Origin of the sequence: Bradyrhizobium sp. WYCCWR 13022 (assembly GCF_030435535.1) — a bacterium.
GTDB lineage: Bacteria > Pseudomonadota > Alphaproteobacteria > Rhizobiales > Xanthobacteraceae > Bradyrhizobium.
The window spans coordinates 203,130-226,640 of record NZ_JAUIZJ010000002.1 but is presented as its reverse complement, the minus strand read 5'-3'; the positions used below and the strand labels follow the sequence as shown (position 1 = coordinate 226,640).

Genomic DNA, 23,511 nt, shown 5'->3' with positions numbered 1-23,511 from the left:
GGCATCGCAGCTTGCTGGAGCACGACGCGAAATCGCGGCGTCATGCCTGCCATTCGACTGACATGCGCGGCTTTTGCCGACGCGCGACACCGGCTAAGTTCGCCCTCCCCGCAACTGAAGCCGATACGCAATGACCGCTCCTTTCGTCCCGCAGATCGCCCTCTATCGCAACTGGCTCGCCGACAAGCGCGGCCTCACCTTCTCGAACTACGAGGAGATGCGGCAATGGTCCGTTCGCGATCTCGAAGCGTTCTGGCGCAGCATCTGGGACTACTACGATCTGCAATCACCGACGCCATTTTCCGCCGTCATCACCGAGCGCAAGATGCCCGGCGCGGTGTGGTTTCCCGGCGCGCAGGTGAACTATGCGCGGCAGGTGTTCCGGCATGTCGAGGCGGCACATGCCGCCGGCCTGCCCGCAATCGTCAGCAGCGGCGAAGACGGCAAGCTGACGGAGACCAGCTGGCCGGAGTTGCGGCGCAAGGCGGCCGCGCTCGCGCTGCATCTGAAGGACTGGGGGATCAAGCCCGGCGACCGCATCGCGGCCTATCTGCCCAATATCCCCGAAACAATCATCGCGTTTCTCGCGAGCGCCAGCATCGGCGCGGTCTGGAGCGTCTGCGCCCCTGACATGGCCGCGCCTGCCGTGATCGACCGCTTCAAGCAGATCGAGCCGAAGGTGCTGATCGCCTGCGACGCGGTGACGTATGCCGGGCGCAGGCATGACCGCAGGGACGTCGTCGCCGAACTGCGGCGATCGCTGCCGAGCCTGGAGCACGTCATCCTGCACAGCGACGCCTCCGCGCCTGCCACACCGGACGCCCTCCTCTCCGACATCACTGCAAGGACGGGCGCCGCAATCGACGCGTTCGAGCCGATGTGGCTGCCGTTCGACCATCCGCTCTGGATCGTCTATTCCAGCGGCACCACCGGCCTGCCGAAGCCGATCGTGCACGGCCATGGCGGCATCGTCATCGTGGTTCTGGCGCTGCTCGGCCTCCACAACGACATCGGCTGCTCCTACCACGAAAATTCGTTCGGCGAGCGTTATCACTGGTACTCGTCGACGGGCTGGATCATGTGGAACAGCCAGGTCGGCGGCCTGCTCAGCGGCACCACCTGCTGCATCTTCGACGGCAGCCCCGGCGGCACCAAGGACAAACCCGATTGGTCGACGCTGTGGCGCTTCGTGGCGCAATCGAAAGCGACCTTCTTTGGCGCGGGCGCGGCGTTCTTCGCCAACTGCGCCAAGGCGGAGATCGATCTCACCGCCGCCGGCGACCTGTCACGGCTGCGCTGTCTCGGCTCGACCGGCTCGCCGCTCAGCGCCGACACGCAAGCCTGGTTCAATGCGCGCTTTGCTGACTTGTCCAAAACCAACGGCAGCAAAGCCCAGGCCGACATCTGGTGGGCGAACATTTCCGGCGGCACCGATTTCGCCGGCGCCTTCATCGGCGGCAACAGGGAATTGCCGCAGACGCCGGGCGCGATGCAATGCCGCCTGCTCGGCGCGGCCGTCGAAGCCTTCAGCGAACAGGGCCGCGCCGTGATTGACGAGGTCGGCGAACTCGTCTGCACCGAGCCGATGCCGTCGATGCCGCTGTATTTCTGGAACGACGAGGCCAACGCGCGCTACCTCGCCAGCTATTTCGAAAGCTATCCCGACAATTTCGACGGCAGCGGCCGCGGGCCGGTGTGGCGCCACGGCGACTGGCTCAAGGTCAACCTGGATGGTTCCTGCGTGATCTATGGCCGCAGCGATGCGACCATCAACCGGCACGGCCTGCGGATGGGCACGAGCGAGCTCTATTCCGCGATCGAGGCGCTGCCGGAAGTGCTCGACAGTCTCGTCGTCGATCTCGAATATCTCGGCCGCGACAGCTACATGCCGCTGTTCGTGGTGCTGCGGGAGGGCGTCGCGTTCGACGATGCGATGCGGGCGAAGATCAACAAGGCGATCGAGGCAGGCCTGTCCCGCCGCTTCCTGCCGAACGAAATTTTTTCCGTCACTGAAATTCCGCGCACGCTGTCGGGCAAGAAGCAGGAGCTGCCGATCAAGAAACTGCTGCTCGGCCAGCCCGTCGAGAAAGTCATCAACAAGGAGGCGATGGCCAATCCGGCCTGCCTCGACTGGTATCTCGCCTTTGCGCGCGACTATCTGGCGCGAACCGCGGCGTGACGGAAGATCGCCTCAATTGCGCCTGTCACGTTTGGACTCCGTTCACCGATCGCCGCTAGATGGACGGGGATCTTCCGCAACGAACATGTGCCATGGCCGACCTCAACGCCGTCATCATCAGGCTCAACGACCGCCTGCTCCGCCTCGAGGGCGAGCTGTTCGTGCTGCGCTCGCTGGCGCGCGCGACGCTCACCGCCGGCGACGACCACGGCGCGCGCATGCGCAAGCTGGTCGAGGCCGCCAAGGTCGCGCTCGACGACGAGGCCAAACGCGAGCTCGACAAGCCTACGCGCAAATATGTCGATGCGGCGAGCGCGCTGGTGGAGGAGTTGCTGGAGGAGCCGACCGCGGCACGGCCACTGTTCACCGTGATCCAGGGCGGCCGGCGCGACTGAGCACGTCAGATCGGGCGTGTCATGCCTGTCTCGGCGGATTCGGCTTTCAGCCGGCTGAGACCTTCCTCGATGATCGCGATCTCCGCATCGATCTTGCCGATCGGCAGGCTGAAATCGAAAGCGCCTGACCTGCTCTTCAGATCGACGGCAAGCCGCTGCCTGTGCATCATCAGCTCGTCGAGGCCACGGCGGTTCTTCAGCCGCACATAGGTGTCCACGATCTGCGTAATTGCGTTCGACATGACATCGGTTCCGGCAAAAATGCCCGCGCGACGCACCCACGCCGGCGGGACATTTTTGGTGTCGCGGTACGCAATACAAATCCGCGACGGATTCGTCGATACGCCGGCAAGGTTGAGAACGCGTTACCGTTTGATAATTTTGCGATGGCAGAAAAGCGCGGAGGTCATTTGCCGCCGACCGTGGCCGCGCGGCAACGGTCAGTCCGTGACGCAGAAATATTTGCGCGGCCATTTGCGATAGGCGCTGTAGCGGTAATACGGCCGGTAGGCGTAGCCGCGATAGAGCGCCGGCGGCTCCTCGCCGTAATAGGCACCGAAGTAGAAATTGTGGATCGTGCCTTCCGCGCAGCGATAGCCATCCCAGGTCGGGCCGATGAAGGGCGCTACGCCGGTTTCAGGCGGTACGACCGGATACGGCCCGCCGGCTTGGGCTGAAGCTGCCGCAATCAGGACGGTGGGAAGGACAAACCACGCGCTACGCATCGGCTCGCTCCGGGCAGGTCACACGGCACGCATGGAAGCACCGGAACGGCGGGCGACGCAATTGTCGAGTTCATTCCGCCCGCGCGCTTTGCGCATTGTTGATAACCGGCGCAAACGCCGCGCGGGTGGTGACAGGACGGCTGGACGTGTTATCGGGGAATGACGCAGCTGCGAGACGGATCGGACCATCATGCGCATTACCCTCGTCGGCTCCCGCCATTTCGGCGTGACCACCCTGAACATGCTCCGCGAACACGGTGTCGGGGTCGTGCGGGTCGTGGTGGCCGACGCGGATGACCGCCTGGCCGCGACTGCCAAGGCGGCCGGCATCGAGGTGGTGGTGCAGGCCAATCCGAAGCTTGTGGTGGCCTCCGAGATCGCGCCCGACACCGATCTGATCATCACCGCCCACAGCCATGCCCGGATCGGCAAGGACGCGCTCGCCGCGGCCAAGCTCGGCGGGATCGGCTATCACCCTTCGCTGCTGCCGCGTCATCGCGGCAAGGCCGCGGTGGAATGGACCATCAGGGAAGGCGACCCAATCGCCGGCGGCACGATCTATCATCTCGCCGAGCGTATGGACGCCGGCGCCATCGCCGCGCAGGATTGGTGCTTCGTGAAGAAGGGCGAGAGCGCCCGCGAACTCTGGGAGCGTGCGCTGGCTCCGCTCGGCCTCAAGCTGCTGGCCGACGTGATCGATTACGCCAAGGTCCACAAGGCGCTGCCGGCCAAGGCCCAGGACGAGCAGTTCGCGACCTCGGCGCCAAGCCTGTCCTGACACAGCCTGACCCGAGTCGGTCCTGACGTTAACGATTAACGCGAGGGCGCCTTGATTTCGCTTCGAAAATTGGAACCGGAAACGCAAATAAACCATTGTTTCCACAGGAACAATTTTCGACTTTGCATTGCACCAAATTTCCGTCACATTTCGCCCGAATAAGCGTCAGTATATCAGACACATTCAAGGACGAATTCATGCGTTTTGGTCGCATCGCGGCGTTCTGTGCCGCATCAGTCATTACCGCCACCCTCGCCGCTCCTGCGCTCGCCCAGACTCCCTTTGACGGCAATTGGCAGGTCACCATCGTGACCAAGACCGGCTCGTGCGAACCGACTGCAAGCTCCATGCTGACGGTTGCCGACGGCAAGATCACCGCGCCGGGCGCTAACGTTTCCGGCACCATCGGCAGTGGGGGTCTTGTGAAAGTTTCGATCAATGGTGCATATGCCAACGGTCAACTCAACGGCAACGCCGGATCGGGAAAGTGGAATGGAGCATCTGCAGGCATACCGTGCAGCGGGCGGTGGGAAGCATCGCGCCAATAAGCAATTCTGGACGAACCTCCTCAACCGGCGGCTGCTGATCGCGGCCGCCGTTTTGTTTGCGGCAGCGGTCGCCAACTCCGAAAGCAAGGCTCAAGCCGGCCCATTCGCCCCAATGGCCGGCAACTGGAGCGGCGGCGGCGTCGTCACGCTGGATGACGGGTCCACCGAACGCATCCGCTGCCGTGCCAAATACGCCCCGATCGGACCGACGATGGAGATGTCGCTGACCTGTGCCAGCGACGCCTACAAGTTCAACCTCGGCGCCAGCGTCAAGGCCGAGGGCAGCAGCATCACCGGCAGTTGGTCTGAAACCAGCCGCAACATCTCCGGCTCGCTGCAGGGCCGCGGCGGTGGCGGGAACTTCGAGGTGGTCGCCTCTGCGGCCGGCTTCAACGCCAATATCGGACTGAGAACGAGCGGCAACAAACAGAGCGTCACGATCCGCGCAGACAGCCAGTTCCGCGGCGCCAACATCTCGCTGTCGAGATAAGACGGCGGCACGGCGGAACGATCATCGACCCGGCGGCCTCGCCGGGTCTTTTTTATGCGTCCGGCACGAACGCCGTGACCTCGATCTCGACCTTGGCACGGTCGTCGACGAGACCGCCGATATAGAGCAGCGTCGAGGGCGGGAAATTGCGCCCGAGCGTCTCCTTCCAGGCCGCGCCAATGCCGGCGCCTGCGGCCTCATACTCGCTGCGGCTGGTCAGGTACCAGGTCAGGCGCACGATGTGCTCGGGGCCGGCGCCGGCCTCCGCGAGCAGCTTGATGATCCGCTTCAGCGCGGTCGCAACCTGAGCAGCCATGTCAGGCGCGTAACTGCCGGCCTCGTCGCCGCCGGTCTGCCCGGCGAGCACGACCCAGCGGCCCGGCCCCTGCGCCACCACGCCATGCGAGAAACCGCGCGGCTTTTTCCATTCGGCTGGCTGCAAGATGCGCATGAGCGGAGATCTCCCGATTTTCTTATTGACGTATACCTGCCTTAGCACGCCGCATTGCATCGCTGCACCGGCAGATTTGGCCGTTGCAAACGGCGGCGATGTCGCCGATACCGGCTGCCCCTCGAGTTCGATCTCCCTGCCCGCACCGATGAGCACAACACCGTCCAAAACGATGGCTGCACTGTGGATGGCCGGCTGGCTGTCCCTGATGCTGGTCATGGCGGTGGCCGGGCGCGAGACCACGCGCGACCTCAGCGTGTTCCAGATCATGGAGGTGCGCTCGCTGATCGGCTTCACGCTGCTCCTGCCGATCATCCACCGGTCCGGCGGCTTCAAGGCAGTCGCGACCAAACGCCTGCCCCAGCACCTCGCGCGCAACGGCGTGCATTATTTCGCGCAGCTCGGCTGGTTCTACGCACTGACGCTGATCGGAATCGGCCAGGTCGTCGCGATCGAATTCACCATGCCGATCTGGACCGCGCTGCTCGCCGCATCCTTCCTGTCCGAGCGCATGACGACCTGGAAGATCGCCGCCATCGTGCTCGGCATCGTCGGCGTCGTCATGATCGTGCGGCCCGCTACCGGCGAGATCAATCCGGGCCAGTTGATCGCGCTCGGGGCCGCGATCGGCTTCAGCATCTCCATGGCTTTGGCGAAATCGCTGACCCGGACCGAGAGCGCCTTGTCGATCCTGTTCTGGATGATCATGGTCCAGATGATCGTGGGCTTCGTGCCGACGCTCTACGTCTGGACCTGGCCCTCGGCCACGATGTGGGGCTGGCTCTTCGTCATCGGGATCTGCGGCACTTTTTCGCACTATTGTCTCGCCAGCGCGCTGCGCTACGCGGATGCCACGATCGTGGTTCCCATGGATTTCCTGCGGGTTCCCCTTACCGCAACCGCCGGCTGGCTGCTCTATTCCGAGCGGCTGGATGCCTGGACCGTGCTGGGCGCAGCCCTGATCCTGTGCGGCAACCTCCTCAACTTGAAGCCGGCCGCCGCCCCGGTTCCCGCGCGCGCGCAGTGAACCCGCGCGCCGCCTGGCGCGACCAATCCAAGTGGTCGAGCGTGATCTGGATCACGTTGGAGGGGCATTCCGTCGTGCGCACTCGGTCACAGAGCGACGGGTTGGATCAGTCGGGTGATCGGTCGATTTGCTGGCGCGAGGCCGGACGCTTTCGTGTAGCTTCGACACCAATTTGTTGCGGCCTTTCATTCGATTCTGTTGGGGATTTCAGATGCGCACTCTCACCATCATCGTTTCGCTGATGTGCATGGCGCTGTCGGTCAGCGCCGCGAAGGCCGACCGCCGCGTCGCCTTTGTCGTCGGCAACGGCGCCTACAAGAACGTCGCCCAATTGCCGAACCCGCCGATCGACGCCAGGGCGATGGCCGCCACACTGCGCAATGTCGGCTTCGAGGTGATCGAAGGCTCCAACCTCACCCGCGACCAGATGACGGAGAAGCTGCTCGATTTCGGCCGCAAGGCGCAGGGGTCCGATGTCGCCGTGTTCTATTATGCCGGCCACGGCATCGCCGTCGGCGGCACCAACTATCTCCTGCCCGTCGATGCCGACATCAAGTCGGAGATGGACGTCAAGCTGGGGGCCGCCATCAACATCGACCTGACGCTCGACCAGACCATGGGCGATGCCAAGGTCAAGCTGGTGTTCCTCGACGCCTGCCGCGACAATCCGTTCGCCGCCAAGATCAAGTCGAACTCCGCCACCCGCAGCGTCAACGTCGGCAGCGGTCTCGCCGAGATGAAATCCGGCGAAGGCACGCTGATCGCATTCGCCACCGGCCCGGGCCAGACCGCGCTCGACGGCCAGGAGGGCAACAACAGCCCGTTCACCCGCGCGCTGATCGACAACATCACCAAACCCGGCGTCGAGATCCAGCAGGCGATGACCTCGGTGCGCGCCCAGGTGAATGAGGAGACCCACAAGGGCCAGCTGCCCTGGGGCCACACCAACCTGATCGGCGCTGTCTACCTCAATCCATCGCAGCCGGGTCAGCAGGTCGCCAACGCCGCGCCGACCGCCTCAAGCAGCGCGCCCGCAGTTGCGACCACCGGCAATTCCGAGGGTGTGGAACTCGAATTCTGGCGCTCGGTGAAGGAATCCAACAAGCCGGAAGAGCTCAACGCCTACCTCTCCGCTTATCCCAACGGCCAGTTCAAGCCGCTGGCGCTGGCACGGCTCGCGGCGATCCAGAACGGTCCGTCGACCACGACCCGCAATCTCAATGCCGGTGTCGATCCCGCCACCTTCACCGATGACGCCACCCAGCTGACGGAGGACCAGATCGGCCTCGACAAGGGGCAGCGCCGCGACGTGCAGCGCCGCCTCACCGGCCTCGGCTTCGACACCAAGGTCTCAGGCGTGTTCAACGACCAGACCCGCTCGGTGCTGAAGCGCTGGCAGGCCGCCCGCGGCTATCCGTCGACGGGCTTCCTCAACAAGCTCCAGCACAAGGCCCTGCTGTCAGAGATCGTGGCGTCGACGACCACCGCGAGCGATGACAGCCCGAAGCCGGCCCGGCGCGCCGCACCCGCGCAGAGCGCGCCGGCGCCCCGCCACAGCGGTGGCGGCGACGCCGGCGCGGCCTTCGTGGGCGGCGTCGTCGGCGGCATGATGGGCGGCATGTTCCGCCGCTGAGGCGAGCCTCTCTCACAAACACAAAAGCCCGGCTCGCGCCGGGCTTTTTTGGTGGGTGGCTCCTCATCAGGATGAGGAGCCAATGCCACGCGAGAAACAACTACTTCCCCGCCGCCTTGCGCAGCGCCTCGTTGATGCGGTCCTGCCAGCCGGGGCCACCTTCCTGGAAGAACTCGAGCACGTCCTGGTCTATCCGCAGCGTGACCTGCTCCTTGATCCCGGGCGCCACATTCTGCTTCGGCGGAGGCGCGGCGACCTTGGCCGTTACCTTCTTGAACGCCGCCTCGGCTTCGGTGCGCGCGTCGCCCAATGTCCGCGGCCGCCTCGGTTGATCCGCCATGTCCTAGATTCCTTCAAACAGAGCCGTCGAAAGATAGCGCTCGGAGAAGGACGGCACGATGGCCAAAATGGTTTTTCCCGCAGCTTCCGGCCGCTTGCCGATCTGGAGGGCAGCCGCAATTGCGGCACCGGAGGAGATACCGCCTGGGATGCCCTCATGCCGCGCCAACGCCCGCGACGTCTCGATCGCGGTGGTCGAGTTGATCTTCACGATCTCGTCGATCACGGAGCGGTCGAGAATGTCGGGCACGAAGCCGGCGCCGATGCCCTGGATCTTGTGCGGCGTGTGCTGGCCGCCCGACAGCACCGGGCTCTCCTCGGGCTCGACCGCGACCACGCGCAAGGCCGCCTTGCGCGGCTTCAGGATCTGACCAACGCCGGTGATGGTGCCGCCGGTGCCGACGCCGGCGACGAAGTAATCGATATTGCCGGACGTGTCGTTCCAGATCTCCTCCGCCGTGGTGCGACGATGCACCTCTGGATTGGCCAGGTTCTTGAACTGCTGCGGCATCACCGAGTTCGGCGTCGTCTTCAGGAGTTCTTCGGCCGCGGCGATCGCGCCTTTCATGCCTTGGGCCGCCGGCGTCAGCACCAGCTCGGCGCCGAGGAAGGCCAGCATCTTGCGTCGCTCGATCGACATCGATTCCGGCATCACCAGCTTCAAGCGATAGCCGCGCGACGCCGCGACGAACGCAAGCGCAATACCGGTATTGCCAGAGGTCGGCTCGATCAGCACCGTGTCCGGCTTGATGATCCCGGCCTTCTCCATGGCGATGATCATGGCCGCGCCGATGCGGTCCTTCACGCTCGCGGCCGGATTGAAATATTCCAGCTTGGCCAGAACGGTCGCCTTGACGCCGTGCATGCCCGGCAGCCAGCGCAGGCGCACGATCGGCGTGTCGCCGAAAGCCTCGACGATGGAGTCATAGATGCGGCCGCGGCCGGGTTGGCGTCCTGCACCCGCTTCAGGCGATGCGTCCATGGTCGACTCCCTGTTACGACGATTCGTGGCGTTTCCGGGCGTCTGGATCGCACGACCGTCGACGTCCGTGCAATCACAATAGCAACAGGCGGGATCGACTTCCATCAACTCACGTCAATTTCGCATTCGCACGGATACTCAATCGCTTGCAGGTATTTTCAGGTGTCTCTCGGCGAGCCCGGAGGCAGTATGCGCGGCGCGCGACTTCTTCCGCCCTGAGACAAGTCGCGGTGAATTCCGAAATGACCGTAACAAAGAGGCGACTGCTGGCGAAGTAACGATCTGAGATCTGAGGAGCGTCCGATGTGGAAAGTCTTGGCAGTCGCCCTGCCCCTCGCCGCTGTCGCGTTCGCCGGTGGTGCCAGGTTCGGCAGCCAACCCGCGCATATGGCGTCGCAAATGATGATGTCCGAACTGTGCGGCGATGAAGCGCCGTTCATGGCTGAGAACCAGACGGCGATGCATCGAATGATGAGCGACATGGACATCGCGCCATCCGGCGACGTCGATCGTGATTTCTCCGCCATGATGATCCCGCATCACCGCGGCGCCATCGCAATGGCGCAGGCCGAATTGCGTTACGGCCGCAACGAATCCCTGCGGCGGATCGCGCAGGAAATCATTGTCGATCAGCAGCAGGAGATCGCCGTCATGCGACTCGCGCTCGATCAACCGCCGCCGCCATCGACCGCCACAGCGGTCCTGGTTCGCAGATAGAGGAGAACCTGCCATGAAGCGAATTCTCGCGCTCACTACGTCGCTTTGCCTGTCAGGTTTCTCGGCGATGCCGGCCTGGAGCGGACAGGCGCCGGGATCTTCCGCCGCAGCCGACGTTCCCATCAGCCATCATGACCGCGTCTATGCAGCCGAGCAGTTCTCCAACACGGTCTCGGTGACCGATCCCGCGGACAACAAGCTGCTCGGCGTCATCAGACTGGGCGCGCCTTCGCCGCAAAACTTCAGCCCGCTCTACCGGGGACAGTTGCTGGTGCACGGCATGGGTTTTTCGCCCGATCATCGCACCCTGGCCGTGGTCTCGATCGGATCCAACTCGATCACGTTCATCGACACCGCAACCAACATGGTCAAGCACACGACCTATGTCGGCCGCTCGCCGCACGAGGCCTTCTTCACGCCAGACGGCAAGGAAGTCTGGGTGACCGTGCGCGGCGAGAACTACGTCGCCGTGCTCGATCCCGTCAGCTTTGAAGAGAAGACGCGGATCGTCGTGGCGAACGGACCGGGGATGCAGATCTTCTCGCCCGAAGGCAAATACGGCTATGTCTGCTCGTCGTTCAATCCGGAGATTGCGGTCATCTCGGTCGCTGATCACGCCATCGTCGGCAAGGTCGCTCAGGCGAGCCCGTTCTGTCCCGATCTCGCCGCGACGCCTGACGGCGCGCAGGTCTGGTTCACGCTGAAGGATACCGGCAAGGCGCAGGTCTTCGACGCGCGGCCTCCGTTCAACCTGCTCAAGACGCTGGATACCGGCCCGATCACCAATCACGTCAACATCGTGCGTAACGCGAACGGACAATTCGCCTACATCACCGTTGGCGGCCTGAACGAGGTCCAAGTTTACCGCACCGACGACTTTACGAAGGTCGCAACCATTCCGGTCGGCAGGCTGCCTCACGGCATCTGGCCGTCGGGCGATGGCTCGCGGGTCTATGTCGGATTGGAGAATGACGACCAGCTCACCGCCATCGACACGCTCACGAACCGGGTCATCGCCAATGTCCCGATCGGCCAGGCGCCTCAGGCCGTCGCCTATGTGCCCGATGCCGTGCCTGCCGCGCGTGAATCCGGAAACGGCGCCATGAGCGTGATGGACGATACGACCAGTCCCGAAGCCACGAACTTGCAGCAGCTCGGCATTGCCGGCCAGGTCGCGCATTTCGCCATGGCTCCGGTCGGCCAAGCCTCCGAACATCCGAAGCCGCTGACCAGTGTCAGCCTGTTCGAACAGGGCCTGTCCCAGGTGTTGCAGGCCGCAGCGACCGGGCTCGAGCCGAAACACAACTACGTGTTGGCGCTGGCCACGCATGCCGACGGCAGCGGCAAGCTCGAACCTCTGGCAGGCTTCATGACCAACCCGGCGGGATCGGCGATCGTGAACGCGCTGGGTCCGATCCGTCAGATTGTGCAGAGCGACACAGCGGACTCGCGCCGTTTTCTCGTGATCGCGCCGGGCTCCATGACGGAAGTTGGAAAGCCGGTGCAGATCCAGGCGCCCTGAGCGGTCTGGCACGACATCATCACGATGCCATCACCACGGCGTCATCTCTCTATCGCAACGCACACATTGCGTTGCGATAAATCGGAACAAGGCCAAGACACGTTCGAACCAAACGCAATTACGAAAAATCAACGCATTCGTGTTGCGACCTCGTCAACTGATTCTGCTTATGTTAGACTTAGGTCTTGAAGCAGGGAGGTCACCACGATGTCAGCAGTCGCTGAAGTGTTGTCGACCGTCGCGCAAAGGCGTGATCCGCGTTGCAGCGAGTTGCCCACCTGTCCCGTATGCGCCGACTCCATGGTCGCCGCCGAAGCTTCTGCCTACGTCTCGGACCACGTGATCAGCTATCTCTGGACCTGCGACACCTGCGGCTATGGCTTCGTCACCAAGCACGCCGTCAAGCAGCGGCTCGTGTGCAACTAGCCGAATGCATTGGTCTAGCGCGGGGCGATATCGCCCCTCGCCCAATCCTCGCGCGTACGCCGATAGAACGCATCGAACGTTCCGTGTGCGATCGCGTCCCTGATGCCCTGCATCAGGAACTGGTAGTAGGCGATATTGATTTCAGACAGCAGCATCGCCCCCAGCGTCTCGCCGGCCTTGACGAGATGGTGCAGATAGGCGCGCGCGTAGTTGTGCGCTGACGGCCACGGGCTTTCTTCGTCGAGCGGGCGCGGATCGTCGGCGTGGCGCGCGTTGCGCAAGTTGACCTGGCCGAAGCGCGTGAAGGCGACCCCGTGGCGGCCATTGCGCGTCGGCATCACGCAATCGAACATGTCGACACCGCGCTTCACCGCCTCGAGAATGTCGTCCGGCGTACCGACGCCCATCAGGTAGCGCGGCCGGTCGGCCGGCAGCGCCGGCGCGGTCTCGTCGATCATCGCCAGCATCACGGCCTGCGGCTCGCCGACGGCCAGACCGCCGATCGCGTAGCCGTGGAAGCCGATCTCGACCAGGCCCTGCGCGCTGGAATGGCGCAGCTGCGGGATGTCGCCGCCCTGGACGATGCCGAACAGCATGTAGCCGTCGGGCGCGCTTTCGAACGCGCGCTTGCTGCGTTCGGCCCAGCGCAGCGACAGCCGCATCGCGCGGTCGATGTCGTCGCGCTCGGCCGGCAGCCGCACGCATTCGTCCATCTGCATCGCGATGTCCGAGCCGAGCAGGCGCTGTACCTCGATCGAGCGCTCCGGCGACAGCTCGATCTTGGCGCCGTCGATATGCGAGCGGAAGGTGACGGCATGCTCGCTGATCTTGCGCAGGTCCGACAGCGACATCACCTGGAAGCCGCCGGAATCCGTGAGCATCGGCCCGTTCCAGCCGGTGAACCGCTGCAAGCCACCAAGGCCGTTGATGCGCTCCGCGCCGGGCCGCAGCATCAGGTGATAGGTGTTGCCGAGCACGATGTCGGCGCCGGCATCGCGCACCTCGCGCCAGTGCATGCCCTTCATGGCGCCGGCGGTGCCGACGGGCATGAAGGCCGGGGTCCGCACCACGCCGTGCGGCGTGGTCAGGCGGCCGGTGCGCGCGGTGCCATCGGTGGCGAGCAGCTCGAAATGATTGGGCAGAGTCATGGCGGTGCTTATTGCGTGTCGGGCGAGCCCGATCAACCCGCACGATGCCCCAGACCAGGACAGCGTTGACGCGGACGTGATCTACGCCGCGGCTTGATAAATAAAACGACACCGTATAGTTTCGTAGCGGGGCCGGACGAGACGCCGCGGCAGATTGCCGGCGGCCGTAGATGCGTGATCCTCAGCCAGCCGCCGATGCCCCTCCTCACACGTTCGACCGGCATGTCCGCCACCTCCGATGGCCGGACAAGCCCGACAGTCGCCCGCCTGATCAGGTCGCTGGTGCTGGCGTGCAGCCTGGCGCTTGCCGCCTGCACCTCGCTCCCCCGCACGCCCTATACGGCGGCCGACGCCAGTGCCTCGCGCGTCCTCGAGATCGACGGCCTCAGGCGCTACGCCGACGAGCCCGTCACCAAGTTCGGCTTCGAGCAGGACAAGGCGACCGGGAGCCGAACCTATCTGGCGCTCTCAGGCGGCGGCGCCGATGGCGCCTATGGTGTCGGCGTACTGAACGGCTGGACCGCGGCGCGCAATCGCCCGACCTTCTCGGTCGTCTCCGGCGTGAGCACCGGCGGCCTGATCGCGCCGTTTGCGTTCCTCGGGCCGCAATATGACGACACGCTGCGGGAGCTCTACACCAGTGGCATCGCCGAAAGCCTGCTGAACGATCCCAGCATCATGCGCGTGCTGTTCGGCTCCGGCCTGTTCGGCAATACGCGGCTGCGCGAACTCGTCGCGCGCTATGTCGGGCCGGAGATCATGGCGCAGGTCGCGCGCGAGAACGCCAAGGGCCGGCGGCTATTGGTGGTCACGACCGATCTCGACACCCAGCGCACCGCGATCTGGGACATGGGCAAGATCGCTGCGGTCGGCACGCCCGAAGCGTTAAAGCTGTTTCGCGACGTGATGGCGGCCTCCGCCAGCATTCCGCTGGTGTTTCCGCCGATCATGATCGAGGCCGAGGGCCAGGGCCGCAGGTTTCAGGAAATGCATGTCGACGGCGGCGTGACGGCCCCGTTGCTGACCTTGCCTGAGGCTCTGCTGCTCCAGGGACGCCTGCCCGGCAACGCGAAGATGGACATCTACATCCTCGTCAACAAGAAGATCGAACGCAACTTCGAACTCGTCGCCAACAGCACGATCGACGTCGCCTCACGCAGTCTGTCCGCTATCACGCAGTCGCAGACGCGCTCGATCATCTTCTCGACCTATGATTTCGCCCAGCGCAATCACCTCGGCTTCCATCTCTCCTACATCGAGCGCGACTATCCGGCGCCCCCGTCCGAAGGCTTCGACACCGGCTATATGCGGGCGCTGTACCAGTACGGATATGAGAAAGCGGCGAGCGGCCAGGCCTGGACCTCGCGAATGCCGTGATATCCGCGCGGCGGAACGGGATCGGTCGGAGACCGTTGACGATACGGCCAATTCGGCCAGATTCGCGATGACGCCCCTGTTGCTGCGCGTTATAGAGCAATGAATACTGTTGGGAATACGCAGGAATCATTGGGCAGATCATCGGGCATGGGATTGGCCGCGACCAAGACAAGAACGGCGGCACCGCGCCGCGAGACATCGAAGTCGCGCGGCGGCCGGCCGACCAAGAGCGCCGCGATCGAGCGCGATCAGCGGCTGATCGAGGTCGCCACACGCCTGTTCCTCGACCGCGGATTTGATGCGACCTCGCTCGATGCGGTGGCGGAAGCCGCGCGCGTCAGCAAGCCCACGGTCTATTCGCGCTACGGCGACAAGCGGGGCTTGTTCGCCGCCGTGCTCCGCCGCGAGATTGCGCGCTGGCTTGCGCCGCTGTCGGCGGCTGCCGAAACGCAGCTCGGCAGTTCGTCCGACATTTCGGTGGAGCAGCGTCTGGTGGAAATCGGGCGCGAAATGCTCAATTTCACCTGCGGACCCGACGCCGTGGCCTTCAGCCGCATGATGACGTCGCAGGCCATCAACTTCCCCGACGTCGCCAAGCTCGGCAAGGAGGAAGGCTGGCTGAAAGCCGTCGCCACCACCGCGCGATTCTTCGATCATCTGGTGGCGCAAGGCGCGCTCGATGTCGATGACACCACGATCGCAGCCGAAGTGTTCCTCGACGTCGTCGTCGGCCACACCCACCGCATGGCGACGTTCGGCACGCCGATGGAGCTCAAGGCCGCCGAGAAGCGGATGCGCGCGGCGATCAAGCTGTTCCTCGCCGGCGCACTGGGACCTGCCGGCCGTATTCCGGACACGTCCAAAGCCACTCAACGGCGCCGCAACTCCCGCTGACATTTCCGTGAGACCGCCGATTTGTCCCCTGCGGAAGATTGCCGCTTCGTTGACCGAAACAAAACGATACGGTATGGTTTTGTTTATAGAGCGGTGCGGGCCACTTTTTTTCACCAGCCCCAAAAGAGGACCGGACCGCTTAGATCGCCGCGACGGGTACGGCCCGCCACGACGCTCCGCGGCCGGCCGGTGCCCAAGGTCGGCCGCGAATTCTTTACGAACATCCGGCAGACTTGCGGGTTCAAGGCTTGCCGGCCGAAGGTTTGGACCATGAGCGCGACAAGACCAGGGGTGTACGGGTTGCTGGCGATCGTCCTGTCGGGGCTGCTCATCGCAGCGCCGGCCCGTGCAACCGTCTCGGCAGGCAGCACACCAGCCGCCCTTCACAGCGAGACAGATGGTGACGCCGCGGCGGACCGCCAGGCCGTCAGCCGCGAGATCGAACGTTTCCGCAGTTCGTCGATCTCGATCAGCCAGGCGATGGCGATCGCCGAAGCCCGCCATGCCGGCGCGACGACCGCAGATGTCAGCTTCGACGGCGGCTCCGGCGTACCGGTGTACCGGGTCAAGACCCTGCACAACGACCGGATCTGGCGCTACATCATCAACGCGGCGACCGGCGAGGTGATGGGCGGCGAAGCCGCCCTGCCCCTGGCCGAACTGGACCGCGAGGATCGCAGCAATCTCGCAGCGCTCGGCAGCATCAGGCACCGCCTCGCCGATGCCGTGCGCGTCGCCGAGAAGGCGGCCTCCGGCAAGGCCATCAGCGGCGGACTTGTTCGCGACGGCGGCCGGCTCAATTTCGCGATCGTCGTGATCAGCGGCGACGACCTCAAGGAGGTCATCCTCGAGCCGCCGGGCGTGCGGGGCAAATAGCGCGGGCCACAATCCCGCCCGAAAGCCATTGACGGACGCCAGACTCTCCCGCATAAGTCGCCGCCATGTTCACGACCACCAAACGCACGACCAAAACCACCACGGCCTTCGGGGCCCGGGGAGGCGTGCGCGCGTAGTCGTCGACTAGAACGCATCAAGCTCTACCGAAGCCCCGCCCTCGATGGTCCGGGGCTTTTTTGTTGTCTAAATCGATCTCAAATGGAGGACACAGTGAGTAACGATCCCGTCGTCGCAATTGTCGGCGTCACCGGCGCGGTGGGCGCCGAATTCATCGCCACCATGGACAAGCGCGGCTTTCGCGTCGGCAAGCTCAAGGCGCTCGCCAGCGCCCGCTCCGCCGGCAAGACGGTGTCGTTTCGCGGCAAGGATGTCGTCATCGAGGAGCTGACCGAGCGCGCCTTCGAGGGCGTCGACATCGCCCTGTTCTCGGCCGGCAGCGGCATCTCCAAGAAGTTCGCGCCCATCGCTGTCAAGGCCGGCGCCGTCGTGGTCGACAACTCGTCCGCCTTCCGCATGGATCCGAACGTGCCGCTGGTGATCCCCGAGGTCAACGGCAACCGCATCCGCGACCACAAGGGCATCATCGCCAATCCCAACTGCGCCGCGATCACCGCGCTGGTGCCGCTCTGGCCGATCCATCAGAAGAACCGCATCAAGCGCGTCATCATCTCGACCTATCAGGCGGCTTCCGGCGCCGGCGCCGCCGCGATGGAGGAACTCGTCGAGTCTACCCGCGCCAATCTCAACGGGCAGGTCTATACACCGAAGGTGATGCCGCACCCCTACGCCTTCAATCTCTTCAACCACAACACCGCCGTCGATCCCGAGACCGGCTACAACGACGAAGAGACCAAGGTCATCAAGGAGACCCGCAAGATCTTCGAAGATGAGAAGATCGCGATCGGCGTCACCTGCGTGCGCGTGCCGGTGCTGCGCGCCCATTGCGAAGCCATCACCTTCGAATGCGAGAAGCCGATCAATGAGGACCAGGTCCGCGCCATGATGGCCCAGGCACCGGGCGTGAAGGTCGTCGATGACCGCGTCAAGAACTACTTCCCGATGCCGATCGACGCCTCGGGCCAAGACGACGTCCTGGTCGGCCGCATCCGCAGGGACCTCAGCGATCCCTCCGGCCATTCGATCTCGATGTTCGTGGCCGCCGATCAGCTGCTCAAGGGCGCGGCGCTGAATGCGGTGCAGATCGCGGAGCTGTTGCCGCAGCGGGTGATGGCGTAACGGAAGATGCCGTAGGGTGGGTAACCCATCCTACGGCTCTGCCCTAACTACGGCTCTGCCCTAAACAACAGACACGCATCGCCATACGAATAAAACCGGTAGCCGCTCGCGATAGCGTGCGCATAGGCCTGCTTCATCATGTCCAGGCCGGCGAAAGCCGACACCAGCATGAACAGCGTCGACTTCGGCAAATGGAAATTCGTCATCAGGATATCGACCGCTCGGAAGCGATAGCCGGGCGTGATGAAGATCGAGGTCTCCGCCGCGAACGGCTGGATGATGCCATCCTCGCTGGCGGCGCTTTCCAGCAAACGCAGCGATGTGGTGCCGACGGCGATGATGCGGCCGCCATTGTTCCGCGCGGTGTTGAGCCGCTCCGCGGTCTCTGCCGAGATCGTGCCCCACTCGGCGTGCATCTTGTGGCCGTCGGTATCATCCACCTTCACCGGCAGGAAGGTCCCTGCCCCGACATGCAGCGTGATGCGGTTGATGCCGACGCCGCGCGCGCTCAGCGCCTGCTCCAGCGCGGGCGTGAAGTGCAGTCCCGCGGTGGGAGCAGCGACCGCGCCTTCATTCGCCGCAAACATCGTCTGGTAGTCGGCGAGATCCTGATCGTCGGGCGTACGCTTGGAGGCGATGTAGGGCGGCAGCGGCGGGCTGCCGAGATCGGCGATGGCCTGGTCGAGCGCCGGGCCGTGGAACGAGAATGACAACGTCACTTCTCCTTCCGCACCCTTGGCCTCGACCTCGGCGTCGAGATGGCCGAGCAGGCAGACCTTGCCTTCGTTGCCGAAGCGGATGCGATCACCGGCGACAAGCTTCTTGGCTGGCTTCACCAGCGCCTGCCAGCGCGAACCGTCGAGCCGCTTGATCAGCGTCGCCTCGATCTTCGGCTCGGTCTCGCGGCCGATGCGCCGGCCCTTGAGCTGCGCGGCGATCACCTTGGTGTCGTTGACGACGAGCTGATCGCCCGGCTTCAGCCAATGCGGCAGATCGGCGATGGTCTGGTCGCGCAACGCATCGTTCTCGACGACCAGCATTTTCGCGGAGTCGCGCGGATGCGCGGGGCGCAACGCGATGCGCTCCGGCGGCAGGTGGAAATCAAACAGATCAGTGCGCATTCGTCGCTTACCACCAGGGACGCGCCTACGCGCGCCCCTGGGATGATGAGCTTACTCCTTGTCGGCCGCCATCCGCGCCTTGACGATCTTGTCCGGGTTCTGCACCGGCTCGCCGCGCTTGATCTTGTCGACGTTCTCCATGCCCTCGGTGACCTTGCCCCATACCGTGTACTGGTTGTCGAGAAAGCGCGCATCGTCGAAGCAGATGAAGAACTGGCTGTCGCCGGAATCGGGGTTCGCAGCGCGCGCCATCGAGGCGGTGCCTCGCACGTGCGGCTCCTTGTTGAACTCGGCCTTCAGCTTCTTGCCGGAGCCGCCGGTGCCGGTGCCGTGTGGACAGCCGGTCTGCGCCATGAAGCCGTCGATCACGCGATGGAACACGATGCCGTCGTAGAAGCCTTCGCGGACCAGCTCCTTGATGCGCGCGACGTGGCCGGGCGCGAGGTCGGGACGCATCTCGATGGTGACGGGGCCCTGGGTGGTCTCGAGGATCAATGTGTTTTCGGTGACGCTCATGCTCGTCTCTCTTGCGTTGGAGGTGAAGTCTTGTCGGGTGACGATTTGCGGTTGCGGAACTGGATCGCGAATGGACGTCCCGCGGCGGCGCCGGCCATTGCATCGGTAAATGGCATCGGCGTGCATCGTTGCAACGCCTCCATCACCGCGATCCGGTATTGCAGCCGGTCATTGTCGGAGGCCTCCGCGGATTCATAGGTAATCCTCGGATGGCCCAGAATGTTTCCGGAGCGGTTAAAGCTCACGACGACGGTGATGTCGAGTGGGCGAGCCTTGGCCGGCGGCGGCGGCTTCCAGCAGCTCCGCAAGTGCTGGAAGACCTCCTTGATGGTGTTGACCTGCGCGTCCTCTGCAGCCGCACCGGAGATGCCGAACAGCAGCGCCGCGGCAGCGATCAGGAGCCTGCCGCCGCGGGGCGCCATGAGCCCTCCTACTTGATGTCGGAGGCGACCTGCACCTTCACCATCTTGTCGGGATCGGTGACGGTGCCGCTCGGCGAGCCGGCCGGGGCCTTCTTCAGCTTGTCGACCACGTCCATGCCCTGCACGACCTCGCCGACCACGGTGTACTGGCCATCGAGGCTGCCACCGTCGGCGAACATGATGAAGAACTGCGAGTTGGCGGTATCGACGCTGTCGCCGCGCCGGGCCATGCCGACGATGCCGCGGGCGAAGTGAACCTTGGAGAATTCCTGCTTCAGGTTCGGATATTTCGAGCCACCGGTGCCGTTGCCGTTCTGGCCATCGCCGGTCTGGGCCATGAAGCCGTCCATGACGCGGTGGAACGGCACGTTGTTGTAGAAGCCCTCGCGCGCGAGCTGCTTGAGGCGCTCGGCGTGCTGTGGCGCAAGGTCGTTCCTGAGCTTGATGACGATGCGGCCCTTGGTGGTGTCGATGACGAGCGCATTGGCCTTGTCGAGATTGGCCGGCAGCGGCTGCGCCACCACGGGGACCGCACCAACGAGCGCGACGAACATCGTGGCAAGAATTGCGAGACGACGGATCATGGAAACTCCGGATCAGGTGAGATGAAAAAGCCCGCCGTTTTCAGGCGAATTTTGCCTTGAGCTGGGATGCAACGAGCGGCGGTACGAAGGCCGAGACGTCTCCGCCCATGCCGGCGATCTGGCGCACCAATGTGCCCGTAATCGGGCGGACCAGAGGTGAGGCCGGCAGGAAGACGGTTTGCACCTCGGGCGCCATGGTGCCGTTCATGCCGGCGAGTTGCATCTCGTAGTCGAGATCGGTGCCGTCGCGCAGGCCCCTGATCATGATGGTCGCACCGTGTTTGCGCGCCGCGCTGACCGCGAGATCGTCATAGGTCACGGCCTCGAGCGTGCAGCCGGCCTGGGCTGCCACCGGCCCACAGACGTCATGAAGCATCTTGAGCCGCTCCTCGGTCGAGAACAGCGGCTTCTTGCCGGGATGGATGCCGACCGCGACCACCAGGCGGTCGCACAGCGGGACACTGCTCCGGACCACGTCCAGATGGCCGTTGGTGATGGGGTCGAAGGAACCTGGGTAGAAGGCAATGCGCGGCATGTCCACGTCCTACCGCGCCCGGCCCGGCCCGGCAAGCCGGACAGGTTCCCTGCCGGTTTTTCCGCCCAACGCCGTCGGAAAGCGCGGCTTTGTTTCGTCCTTGGGGCGTCCACGAAACAAAACGGGGCGACAACGAAACCATTTCCAGCATCGGCGAAGACGTCCGGAAACTGGCCATGGTTACTAATCCGGCCAACGAACGACGGGCCGCAAACTGGGCGTAGCGGCCGCATCACAGGGGACCGTCAATGATCAAGGCTCTTTCAGCGATCGCTCTTGCTGCGTGTGTTGCTGCAGCCCTCACCCTCCTGCCCGGTTTCGCTCCGTCAGTCGAAGCGAGCGTGCCGCAACCGCTTGCCAAGGGCGACCGGCTCGACATCAAGACCATCGGCAGGGATTGCTCGCAGCAGGCCTGGCCGAACTTCGAGGCGTCCTGCCTGCGCCGCGCCGGCACCAGGGCTGACGTTCGCATTGCTCGCCTCGTGACGGCGGACCGTACCCCGTAGGAGCCTGTCAGCTCGGCGTCATAATCCTCGGCATGAATCTCATGGCAATTTGCGACGTCCCGTCGCAGACTGTGTGATGCTCGCGCCCATCGGATCGGCCCGATGGGCGCGATCCCATTGAGGGATCGCCTTTGTCCAGTACGCCCGCAGTCGCTTCCGGCCATCATCATCCCGATCCGCTGCCGCTAGCCATGACCATGGGCGCCCTCGGGGTGGTCTATGGCGATATCGGCACCAGCCCCCTCTATGCCCTCAAGGAAGCCGCCAAGGCGGCCGCGCACGGCGACACGGTGACTCCGGAGGCTGTCCTGGGAGTTGCCTCACTGATCCTCTGGGCGCTGCTGCTGATCATCTCGCTGAAATATGCGATGCTGATCCTGCGCGCCGACAATCGCGGCGAAGGCGGCATCGTCGCGCTGTTGGCGCTGCTGCATGCCCGTCACGCCCAATCCGGCACCTGGCGCGCCCATCTACTGGTGGTCGGCCTCGTCGGCGCAGCGCTGCTCTACGGCGACGGCGCGATCACTCCGGCGATCTCGGTGCTCTCGGCCATCGAAGGCCTCAAGGTCGATGCTCCCTCGCTCTCGCCCGTGGTCGTTCCCATCACCATCGCCATCCTTGTCGGCCTGTTCATGATGCAGAAGCAGGGCACCGGCTTCATCGGCCGCATCTTCGGACCTGTCATGCTGGCCTGGTTCGTCGTTCTGGCCGCGCTCGGCATCCACGGCATCGTCAAGGCGCCGGCGGTGCTTGCCGCGCTCAGCCCGCTCTATGCTTTCGACTTCCTGATCCATCAGGACTTCCACGTCTCCTTCGCAATCCTCGGCGCGGCCTTCCTCGCGGTGACCGGCGGCGAGGCGATGTATGCCGACATGGGGCATTTCGGCCGTCTGCCGATCCGGCTCGCCTGGTTCGCGATCTGCCTGCCGGCGCTGGTGCTGAACTATTTCGGCCAGGCCGCGCTGCTGATCACCGATCCCGGCATGATCGAGAATCCGTTCTTCCAGCTCTGCCCCGACAGCCTGCACTACGCGCTGGTCGCGTTCTCCGCCGTTGCGACCGTCATCGCCTCGCAGGCGATCATCTCCGGCGTGTTCTCGCTGACCCAGCAATCGATCCAGCTCGGCTTCCTGCCGCGCATGCAGATCCGCCACACCACGAGCGATGCGATCGGCCAGATCTACGTGCCGCTGGTGAACTGGCTGCTTGCCGCAGCAACCCTCGGCGCGGTGCTGAGCTTCGGCACGTCGGACGCGCTCGCCGGCGCCTATGGCATCGCGGTGTCGCTGCTGATGGCGATCACCACCCTTCTCGCCGCCCTGGTCGCTATGCAGTGGGGCTATTCGCCCTGGCTCGTGGTCGCCGTGAACGGCTTCTTCTTCGTGATCGACGTGATCTTCTTCTCCGCCAACTCGATCAAGTTGTTCGAGGGTGGCTGGTTTCCGTTGCTGCTCGCGGGCCTCGTCGCCTTCCTGATGCTGACCTGGCGCGCCGGCGTCAAGCTCGTCGAAGCTGCGCGCGCAAAACTGCGCCAACCCGAGGAAGACCTGATCGAGACCGCAGTCAACAAGTGCAGCGCGCGCCTGCCCGGCACGGCCGTGTTCCTGGCCTCGGCAGCGAAAGGCGTGCCGCTCGCGCTGACGCAGTTCGTCAAGCACAACCGCGTGCTGCACGAGCGCATTGTCCTCGTCACCGTGCTGATCGAGGAGCTGCCGCACATCGACGACCAGGACCGCGCCGAAGTGATCGAGATCATTCCCGGCATCACCCGCGTGATCCTGCATTACGGCTTCATGCAGAACCCGACGATCTACGAAGGACTGACGCTCGCCTGCCGCCAGGGCAAGCTGCCCGGCATCGACCTCTCCGACATCACCTATTATGTCGGCCGCGAGACCATCATCCCGCGCGAGGACATCCCGGGCATGTGGGTGTGGCGCGAAGGCCTGTTCGCCTTCCTCCAGCGCAACGCCGAACGCTCCGCCGCGTTCTTCGGCGTGCCGACCAGGCAGGTGGTGGAGTTCGGCACGGAGCTGGAGATCTAGCACGGCTCCGCAGCGCTG

The 23,511-nt window shown here is 64.5% G+C and carries 27 protein-coding genes; 16 read left to right on the top strand and 11 right to left on the bottom strand.

The window, feature by feature from the left end; genetic code table 11:
* Positions 1-130: 130 nt before the first annotated feature.
* On the top strand, positions 131-2,179 hold the full coding sequence (locus tag QY049_RS02055) for an acetoacetate--CoA ligase (protein WP_301268727.1): 2,049 nt from the start codon (positions 131-133) through the stop codon (positions 2,177-2,179).
* Between the two features lie 92 nt (positions 2,180-2,271).
* Positions 2,272-2,574 carry a hypothetical protein gene (locus QY049_RS02050; protein WP_301268726.1) on the top strand — a complete coding sequence of 101 codons (303 nt, stop codon included), beginning with the start codon at positions 2,272-2,274 and terminating at the stop codon, positions 2,572-2,574.
* Positions 2,575-2,579: 5 nt separating this feature from the next.
* Here QY049_RS02050 and QY049_RS02045 read toward each other — a convergent pair whose 3' ends face one another.
* Positions 2,580-2,816: a hypothetical protein gene (locus tag QY049_RS02045; RefSeq protein WP_301268725.1), complete on the bottom strand. Its 237-nt coding sequence runs from the start codon at positions 2,814-2,816 to the stop codon at positions 2,580-2,582.
* A gap of 198 nt (positions 2,817-3,014) precedes the next feature.
* Positions 3,015-3,299, bottom strand: a complete 285-nt coding sequence (locus QY049_RS02040) for a hypothetical protein (protein WP_194475798.1) — start codon at positions 3,297-3,299, stop codon at positions 3,015-3,017.
* A 190-nt stretch (positions 3,300-3,489) separates the two neighbouring features.
* Here QY049_RS02040 and QY049_RS02035 point away from each other — a divergent pair, with 190 nt between their 5' ends.
* The 3 genes from QY049_RS02035 (at position 3,490) to QY049_RS02025 (ending at position 5,115) form a co-directional block, all read left to right on the top strand.
* Positions 3,490-4,077: a formyltransferase family protein gene (locus tag QY049_RS02035; protein ID WP_258766843.1), complete on the top strand. Its 588-nt coding sequence runs from the start codon at positions 3,490-3,492 to the stop codon at positions 4,075-4,077.
* A 197-nt stretch (positions 4,078-4,274) separates the two neighbouring features.
* Entirely contained in the window at positions 4,275-4,625 is a 351-nt protein-coding gene (locus QY049_RS02030; RefSeq protein ID WP_194475796.1) for a hypothetical protein, read from the top strand.
* Complete coding sequence (locus QY049_RS02025; RefSeq protein ID WP_301268724.1) at positions 4,570-5,115, top strand: hypothetical protein; 546 nt, start codon at positions 4,570-4,572, stop codon at positions 5,113-5,115. Before QY049_RS02030 ends, QY049_RS02025 begins: the two co-directional genes overlap by 56 nt.
* Positions 5,116-5,167: 52 nt before the next feature.
* Here the strand turns inward: QY049_RS02025 and QY049_RS02020 are convergent, their stop codons facing one another.
* The gene (locus QY049_RS02020; RefSeq protein WP_194475794.1) at positions 5,168-5,566 is read right to left on the bottom strand and encodes a RidA family protein; all 399 of its coding nucleotides are present in this window, start codon (positions 5,564-5,566) and stop codon (positions 5,168-5,170) included.
* Positions 5,567-5,714: 148 nt separating this feature from the next.
* Here QY049_RS02020 and QY049_RS02015 point away from each other — a divergent pair, with 148 nt between their 5' ends.
* Positions 5,715-6,593 carry a DMT family transporter gene (locus QY049_RS02015; RefSeq protein ID WP_258766960.1) on the top strand — a complete coding sequence of 293 codons (879 nt, stop codon included), beginning with the start codon at positions 5,715-5,717 and terminating at the stop codon, positions 6,591-6,593.
* Positions 6,594-6,804: 211 nt separating this feature from the next.
* Complete coding sequence (locus tag QY049_RS02010) at positions 6,805-8,226, top strand: caspase family protein (RefSeq protein WP_301268723.1); 1,422 nt, start codon at positions 6,805-6,807, stop codon at positions 8,224-8,226.
* 100 nt (positions 8,227-8,326) lie between these two features.
* On the opposite strand, the gene QY049_RS02005 is transcribed toward QY049_RS02010, so the two are convergent.
* Both QY049_RS02005 and cysK read right to left on the bottom strand, forming a co-directional pair.
* On the bottom strand, positions 8,327-8,566 hold the full coding sequence (locus tag QY049_RS02005; protein ID WP_194475792.1) for a BrnA antitoxin family protein: 240 nt from the start codon (positions 8,564-8,566) through the stop codon (positions 8,327-8,329).
* A 3-nt stretch (positions 8,567-8,569) separates the two neighbouring features.
* Positions 8,570-9,547, bottom strand: coding sequence for a cysteine synthase A (gene cysK / locus QY049_RS02000; RefSeq protein ID WP_301268722.1), 978 nt, complete (start codon positions 9,545-9,547; stop codon positions 8,570-8,572).
* A gap of 303 nt (positions 9,548-9,850) precedes the next feature.
* Here cysK and QY049_RS01995 point away from each other — a divergent pair, with 303 nt between their 5' ends.
* The 3 genes from QY049_RS01995 to QY049_RS01985 all read left to right on the top strand — a co-directional run bounded on the left by QY049_RS01995 (position 9,851) and on the right by QY049_RS01985 (position 12,212).
* Positions 9,851-10,264: a DUF305 domain-containing protein gene (locus tag QY049_RS01995; protein WP_194475790.1), complete on the top strand. Its 414-nt coding sequence runs from the start codon at positions 9,851-9,853 to the stop codon at positions 10,262-10,264.
* Between the two features lie 13 nt (positions 10,265-10,277).
* Complete coding sequence (locus QY049_RS01990; protein ID WP_301268721.1) at positions 10,278-11,786, top strand: YncE family protein; 1,509 nt, start codon at positions 10,278-10,280, stop codon at positions 11,784-11,786.
* Between the two features lie 207 nt (positions 11,787-11,993).
* Entirely contained in the window at positions 11,994-12,212 is a 219-nt protein-coding gene (locus QY049_RS01985) for a hypothetical protein (protein WP_194475788.1), read from the top strand.
* Positions 12,213-12,226: 14 nt separating this feature from the next.
* Here the strand turns inward: QY049_RS01985 and tgt are convergent, their stop codons facing one another.
* Entirely contained in the window at positions 12,227-13,360 is a 1,134-nt protein-coding gene (gene tgt, locus QY049_RS01980; RefSeq protein ID WP_301268720.1) for a tRNA guanosine(34) transglycosylase Tgt, read from the bottom strand.
* A 222-nt stretch (positions 13,361-13,582) separates the two neighbouring features.
* On the opposite strand from tgt, the gene QY049_RS01975 reads away from it, so the two are divergent.
* From QY049_RS01975 to QY049_RS01960, 4 genes are all read left to right on the top strand, one after another.
* On the top strand, positions 13,583-14,737 hold the full coding sequence (locus QY049_RS01975) for a patatin-like phospholipase family protein (RefSeq protein WP_301269250.1): 1,155 nt from the start codon (positions 13,583-13,585) through the stop codon (positions 14,735-14,737).
* Positions 14,738-14,884: 147 nt separating this feature from the next.
* Complete coding sequence (locus QY049_RS01970; RefSeq protein ID WP_301268719.1) at positions 14,885-15,631, top strand: TetR/AcrR family transcriptional regulator; 747 nt, start codon at positions 14,885-14,887, stop codon at positions 15,629-15,631.
* Between the two features lie 270 nt (positions 15,632-15,901).
* Positions 15,902-16,507 (top strand): PepSY domain-containing protein, encoded by a 606-nt coding sequence (locus QY049_RS01965; protein ID WP_194475786.1) that lies wholly within the window; start codon positions 15,902-15,904, stop codon positions 16,505-16,507.
* Between the two features lie 219 nt (positions 16,508-16,726).
* Positions 16,727-17,764 carry an aspartate-semialdehyde dehydrogenase gene (locus tag QY049_RS01960; RefSeq protein WP_194475785.1) on the top strand — a complete coding sequence of 346 codons (1,038 nt, stop codon included), beginning with the start codon at positions 16,727-16,729 and terminating at the stop codon, positions 17,762-17,764.
* A gap of 47 nt (positions 17,765-17,811) precedes the next feature.
* Here the strand turns inward: QY049_RS01960 and queA are convergent, their stop codons facing one another.
* From queA to coaD, 5 genes are read right to left on the bottom strand one after another with little or no spacing between them, the layout of a single operon-like run.
* Positions 17,812-18,885: a tRNA preQ1(34) S-adenosylmethionine ribosyltransferase-isomerase QueA gene (gene queA, locus QY049_RS01955; RefSeq protein WP_301268718.1), complete on the bottom strand. Its 1,074-nt coding sequence runs from the start codon at positions 18,883-18,885 to the stop codon at positions 17,812-17,814.
* Between the two features lie 51 nt (positions 18,886-18,936).
* Positions 18,937-19,401, bottom strand: a complete 465-nt coding sequence (locus QY049_RS01950) for a peptidylprolyl isomerase (RefSeq protein WP_128966363.1) — start codon at positions 19,399-19,401, stop codon at positions 18,937-18,939.
* The gene (locus tag QY049_RS01945) at positions 19,398-19,823 is read right to left on the bottom strand and encodes a hypothetical protein (protein ID WP_194475783.1); all 426 of its coding nucleotides are present in this window, start codon (positions 19,821-19,823) and stop codon (positions 19,398-19,400) included. The genes QY049_RS01950 and QY049_RS01945 overlap by 4 nt, the downstream gene beginning before the upstream one ends.
* Positions 19,824-19,831: 8 nt before the next feature.
* Entirely contained in the window at positions 19,832-20,407 is a 576-nt protein-coding gene (locus QY049_RS01940; protein WP_194475782.1) for a peptidylprolyl isomerase, read from the bottom strand.
* A gap of 40 nt (positions 20,408-20,447) precedes the next feature.
* Entirely contained in the window at positions 20,448-20,942 is a 495-nt protein-coding gene (gene coaD, locus QY049_RS01935) for a pantetheine-phosphate adenylyltransferase (RefSeq protein WP_258766834.1), read from the bottom strand.
* Positions 20,943-21,190: 248 nt separating this feature from the next.
* Here coaD and QY049_RS01930 point away from each other — a divergent pair, with 248 nt between their 5' ends.
* Positions 21,191-21,448 carry a hypothetical protein gene (locus QY049_RS01930; protein ID WP_301268717.1) on the top strand — a complete coding sequence of 86 codons (258 nt, stop codon included), beginning with the start codon at positions 21,191-21,193 and terminating at the stop codon, positions 21,446-21,448.
* A gap of 191 nt (positions 21,449-21,639) precedes the next feature.
* Positions 21,640-23,493 carry a potassium transporter Kup gene (locus tag QY049_RS01925; RefSeq protein WP_194482727.1) on the top strand — a complete coding sequence of 618 codons (1,854 nt, stop codon included), beginning with the start codon at positions 21,640-21,642 and terminating at the stop codon, positions 23,491-23,493.
* Positions 23,494-23,511: the final 18 nt, after the last annotated feature.

Excerpts from the sequence above, each read along its gene's own strand:
- QY049_RS01985 (WP_194475788.1), top strand. The coding sequence starts at position 11,994 with ATGTCAGCAGTCGCTGAAGTGTTGTCGACCGTCGCGCAAAGGCGTGAT.
- QY049_RS02005 (WP_194475792.1), bottom strand. The coding sequence starts at position 8,566 with ATGGCGGATCAACCGAGGCGGCCGCGGACATTGGGCGACGCGCGCACC.
- QY049_RS01960 (WP_194475785.1), top strand. The coding sequence starts at position 16,727 with ATGGAGGACACAGTGAGTAACGATCCCGTCGTCGCAATTGTCGGCGTC.
- QY049_RS01945 (WP_194475783.1), bottom strand. The coding sequence starts at position 19,823 with ATGGCGCCCCGCGGCGGCAGGCTCCTGATCGCTGCCGCGGCGCTGCTG.
- QY049_RS02055 (WP_301268727.1), top strand. The coding sequence starts at position 131 with ATGACCGCTCCTTTCGTCCCGCAGATCGCCCTCTATCGCAACTGGCTC.
- QY049_RS01970 (WP_301268719.1), top strand. The coding sequence starts at position 14,885 with ATGGGATTGGCCGCGACCAAGACAAGAACGGCGGCACCGCGCCGCGAG.
- cysK (WP_301268722.1), bottom strand. The coding sequence starts at position 9,547 with ATGGACGCATCGCCTGAAGCGGGTGCAGGACGCCAACCCGGCCGCGGC.
- tgt (WP_301268720.1), bottom strand. The coding sequence starts at position 13,360 with ATGACTCTGCCCAATCATTTCGAGCTGCTCGCCACCGATGGCACCGCG.
- QY049_RS02045 (WP_301268725.1), bottom strand. The coding sequence starts at position 2,816 with ATGTCGAACGCAATTACGCAGATCGTGGACACCTATGTGCGGCTGAAG.
- QY049_RS02035 (WP_258766843.1), top strand. The coding sequence starts at position 3,490 with ATGCGCATTACCCTCGTCGGCTCCCGCCATTTCGGCGTGACCACCCTG.
- QY049_RS02025 (WP_301268724.1), top strand. The coding sequence starts at position 4,570 with ATGGAGCATCTGCAGGCATACCGTGCAGCGGGCGGTGGGAAGCATCGC.
- QY049_RS02050 (WP_301268726.1), top strand. The coding sequence starts at position 2,272 with ATGGCCGACCTCAACGCCGTCATCATCAGGCTCAACGACCGCCTGCTC.
- coaD (WP_258766834.1), bottom strand. The coding sequence starts at position 20,942 with ATGCCGCGCATTGCCTTCTACCCAGGTTCCTTCGACCCCATCACCAAC.
- QY049_RS01940 (WP_194475782.1), bottom strand. The coding sequence starts at position 20,407 with ATGATCCGTCGTCTCGCAATTCTTGCCACGATGTTCGTCGCGCTCGTT.
- QY049_RS01930 (WP_301268717.1), top strand. The coding sequence starts at position 21,191 with ATGATCAAGGCTCTTTCAGCGATCGCTCTTGCTGCGTGTGTTGCTGCA.
- QY049_RS01990 (WP_301268721.1), top strand. The coding sequence starts at position 10,278 with ATGAAGCGAATTCTCGCGCTCACTACGTCGCTTTGCCTGTCAGGTTTC.
- QY049_RS01925 (WP_194482727.1), top strand. The coding sequence starts at position 21,640 with ATGACCATGGGCGCCCTCGGGGTGGTCTATGGCGATATCGGCACCAGC.
- queA (WP_301268718.1), bottom strand. The coding sequence starts at position 18,885 with ATGCGCACTGATCTGTTTGATTTCCACCTGCCGCCGGAGCGCATCGCG.
- QY049_RS02015 (WP_258766960.1), top strand. The coding sequence starts at position 5,715 with ATGAGCACAACACCGTCCAAAACGATGGCTGCACTGTGGATGGCCGGC.
- QY049_RS02020 (WP_194475794.1), bottom strand. The coding sequence starts at position 5,566 with ATGCGCATCTTGCAGCCAGCCGAATGGAAAAAGCCGCGCGGTTTCTCG.
- QY049_RS02010 (WP_301268723.1), top strand. The coding sequence starts at position 6,805 with ATGCGCACTCTCACCATCATCGTTTCGCTGATGTGCATGGCGCTGTCG.
- QY049_RS02030 (WP_194475796.1), top strand. The coding sequence starts at position 4,275 with ATGCGTTTTGGTCGCATCGCGGCGTTCTGTGCCGCATCAGTCATTACC.
- QY049_RS01950 (WP_128966363.1), bottom strand. The coding sequence starts at position 19,401 with ATGAGCGTCACCGAAAACACATTGATCCTCGAGACCACCCAGGGCCCC.
- QY049_RS01965 (WP_194475786.1), top strand. The coding sequence starts at position 15,902 with ATGAGCGCGACAAGACCAGGGGTGTACGGGTTGCTGGCGATCGTCCTG.
- QY049_RS01975 (WP_301269250.1), top strand. The coding sequence starts at position 13,583 with ATGTCCGCCACCTCCGATGGCCGGACAAGCCCGACAGTCGCCCGCCTG.
- QY049_RS02040 (WP_194475798.1), bottom strand. The coding sequence starts at position 3,299 with ATGCGTAGCGCGTGGTTTGTCCTTCCCACCGTCCTGATTGCGGCAGCT.
- QY049_RS01995 (WP_194475790.1), top strand. The coding sequence starts at position 9,851 with ATGTGGAAAGTCTTGGCAGTCGCCCTGCCCCTCGCCGCTGTCGCGTTC.